We start from the raw sequence: 2,602 nt of genomic DNA on the forward strand, positions 1-2,602 counted from the left end.
AACGGGTTCATCGACATCTTCACATTGGCAAGCTCGACACCGGAGCCATCCGGCTTGACCCGGATCTTCACGTTGTAGTCGACGACCCGTTTGACAGTAACCAATATTTTCATGGGACTTCCTACACCCTCCTCCTGGCTGTTGAGACGGCGTGCGGCCCGTTGCGCCGTCCGCCGTCCTCATTCTCGAGCTGACTAAGCGGTGACCTCCACGTAGCAAGGACCCCGCTCAATGATGGGCTCAACCGTAGCCATGATTTCGTCGTAGTCGGGATCCATCGGAAGTGCGAGATAGCCAGTGAAGCCTAGCCCCTTTTGCACCGCGACGTCGGAGAAATAAGACCCGGCGATGAAAAGTCCGATAACATCCAGGTCGTCGACCGGAAGAGCATTGATGACGGCGAGCGGGTCGCTTGGCAGTTGCGCCGGTAAGGCCGCAACGAGCTCGACAAATTTCGGCGCAAGATCTGCTCGCGCTTTGAGCGCCCGCGGTAACAGTCTTTCCTGAACGCCGGCAGCACTGGCCGATGGCATTCCAAGTTCGGAATCTCCGGGGATCATGGCGTCGCAGAGCCAAGACAGTTGAGGCTGAATATCTTCGTAAGTCACAGACATGATTTCACTCCCCTTAGGCGACCTTGGACGATACAACTTGGTCACGCCGTGTCATTGCTATGGCCTCTGCAGCACGAAGTGCCAGTGCGGCGACAGTCCCTGTCGGATTTACAGGCCCGGAAGTTGGCATAACGCTACCATCGATGACGTACAGGTTCGGAACGTCGTGGGCCTGATTGAACGCGTTGACGACAGACGTTTCGGGATTATTGCCCATCCGCGCCGCGCCAAGAATGTGCCAGCCCGTCTCGCGCGAGTCAGGGGCGGCAATAGTCTCGTAGGCACCAGCTTCTTTGAACGAAATCGCCGCGTGCTCCTCATGCCACTTGACGAGCTTGCGCGAGTTTTCGTCGCAGCGATAAACAACCTTGGGAGCCGGAATGCCATCGGCATCCTTGAGTTCCGGGTCGATAAGTACGCGGTTCTCCGGATTTGGGAGATCTTCGCCGATGATCGACCACATTCCAGAGCGACCGAAACGTTTGTAGACAGCTTTGTGAAATTCCTCTCCCCACCCGGCGCGTTTGCCCCAAGGCCAAACGCCAATGGTGCCGAGCGGTCCCCCCGTCCCCATGAGCTGCCATTTGGCACCGCGCACAAATCCCACATCGGGCTGCGTCTCAGTAAACTGCTGTGAGTAGGCACGCTGTCCCGTCGGACCTTGCCAGCTGTCGAAGTGATCGTCGAAAAGGCCCATGACCATCCCGTGCGGATGCATCATGAGGTTTCGACCAACCATATCCGAGCTGTTCGCAAGTCCGTTCGGGAAGCGCGCGGTGTGGGAATTCAGCAGGATGCGCGGTGTGCCGATGCCGTTTGCACTAAGGATGACGATGCGTGCCGGCTGGAAATGGGTTTTCCCGGTTGAGCGATCGATGTAGGTAACGCCCGTCGCAATGCCTGAGTCATCGGTTTCGACTCGTGCGACGCGAGCTCGCTGCACGAGCTTCACACCAAGCTTGATGTTGATTGGCCAATGGGTGCGGTCAACAGATCCCTTTGCACCGTCGAAACATGCCGGGGCCATGCAAGCGCCTCTGCGCACGCAGGGGTTCATGCCATTTTGCTTGACCGTCGAAATTGCGTTGGTGCCCGGCCAAATATGCCAGCCCAGCCGCTCGTGGGCGGCAAACATCTTCTTGTCCAGCACACCCATCGGCATTGGCGGAAGCGGCGGATCGAAAGGCGGGTACGAGGGATCGCCTCCAACGCCGGAAACAGACATCTGAATTTCAGCCCGGGTATAGTACGGCGCAAGGTCGTCGTATGTGAGCGGCCAGTCTTCCGCGACGCCGTCGAGCGTCTTGACCCGGAAGTTGCTGGGCTGAAACCGGTGCCACGCGGCAGCATAGATAACCGAGCTACCACCGACGCCATTCCACATGAAGGGGGAGACATCCGACTCGGAATCGTTAATCGGGTAGTCGGCGCTGTTCATGCGCTTGTTCGGATTCCAGCTGAAGACCTGGTCGCGGGTCAACTCGAACGTAGGCTCCTCAAACTTAATCGACGTGTAGTCCGGATATTCACCCTGCTCGAGACAGACTACGGAAAATCCTGCCTCGGCAAGACGCCGCGCGGCGATCGCACCGCTCGGCCCTGAGCCGACGATCGCGACGTCATATATATCATTGGATACGGTATTCATTGGCTCCTCCTCGAGACCCACGCAGTCGAAACTGCCTGCTGGCAACGATCCGCAGTGGCCCTCCGGCCGGCATCCCGCTGCGCTTGTTCAATCTGATCGAGATGCCTTTCATGTTGGCAGTCGATCCAAGAGCACCGTCGCAATTTACAAGACGCCGGCGCCCCTACGCTTACTTGAGCGAGTTAGACGCCGGTGTCCCTGACAGCTAGATCGGTTCCTCAGGGCAAATTAGACACAATTCGGCCCCCGAACGGCAACCTCGTTTGCCTAATGGCTGTCATTGCGCAGGCATATGGCTTGGCATGAAAGTAAGTTGGAGCCGCAAGCAGATGTGCTTTTA

2 protein-coding genes and 1 pseudogene are annotated in these 2,602 nt (G+C 57.9%); all 3 read right to left on the reverse strand.

All coding sequences use genetic code 11. The annotated features are described in order from the left end of the window. A pseudogene (locus A3AY_RS40890) lies at positions 1-113 on the reverse strand (electron transfer flavoprotein subunit beta/FixA family protein); the annotation flags it as partial. A gap of 81 nt (positions 114-194) precedes the next feature. Continuing rightward, a complete protein-coding gene (locus tag A3AY_RS0128390; protein WP_026203934.1) occupies positions 195-614 on the reverse strand; it encodes a hypothetical protein in 420 nt (139 codons plus the stop codon). Between the two features lie 13 nt (positions 615-627). Then, positions 628-2,262, reverse strand: a complete 1,635-nt coding sequence (locus tag A3AY_RS0128395) for a GMC family oxidoreductase (RefSeq protein ID WP_018329063.1) — start codon at positions 2,260-2,262, stop codon at positions 628-630. Between the last annotated feature and the right edge of the window lie 340 nt (positions 2,263-2,602).

Origin of the sequence: Rhizobium giardinii bv. giardinii H152 (assembly GCF_000379605.1) — a bacterium.
Lineage (GTDB): Bacteria > Pseudomonadota > Alphaproteobacteria > Rhizobiales > Rhizobiaceae > Pararhizobium > Pararhizobium giardinii.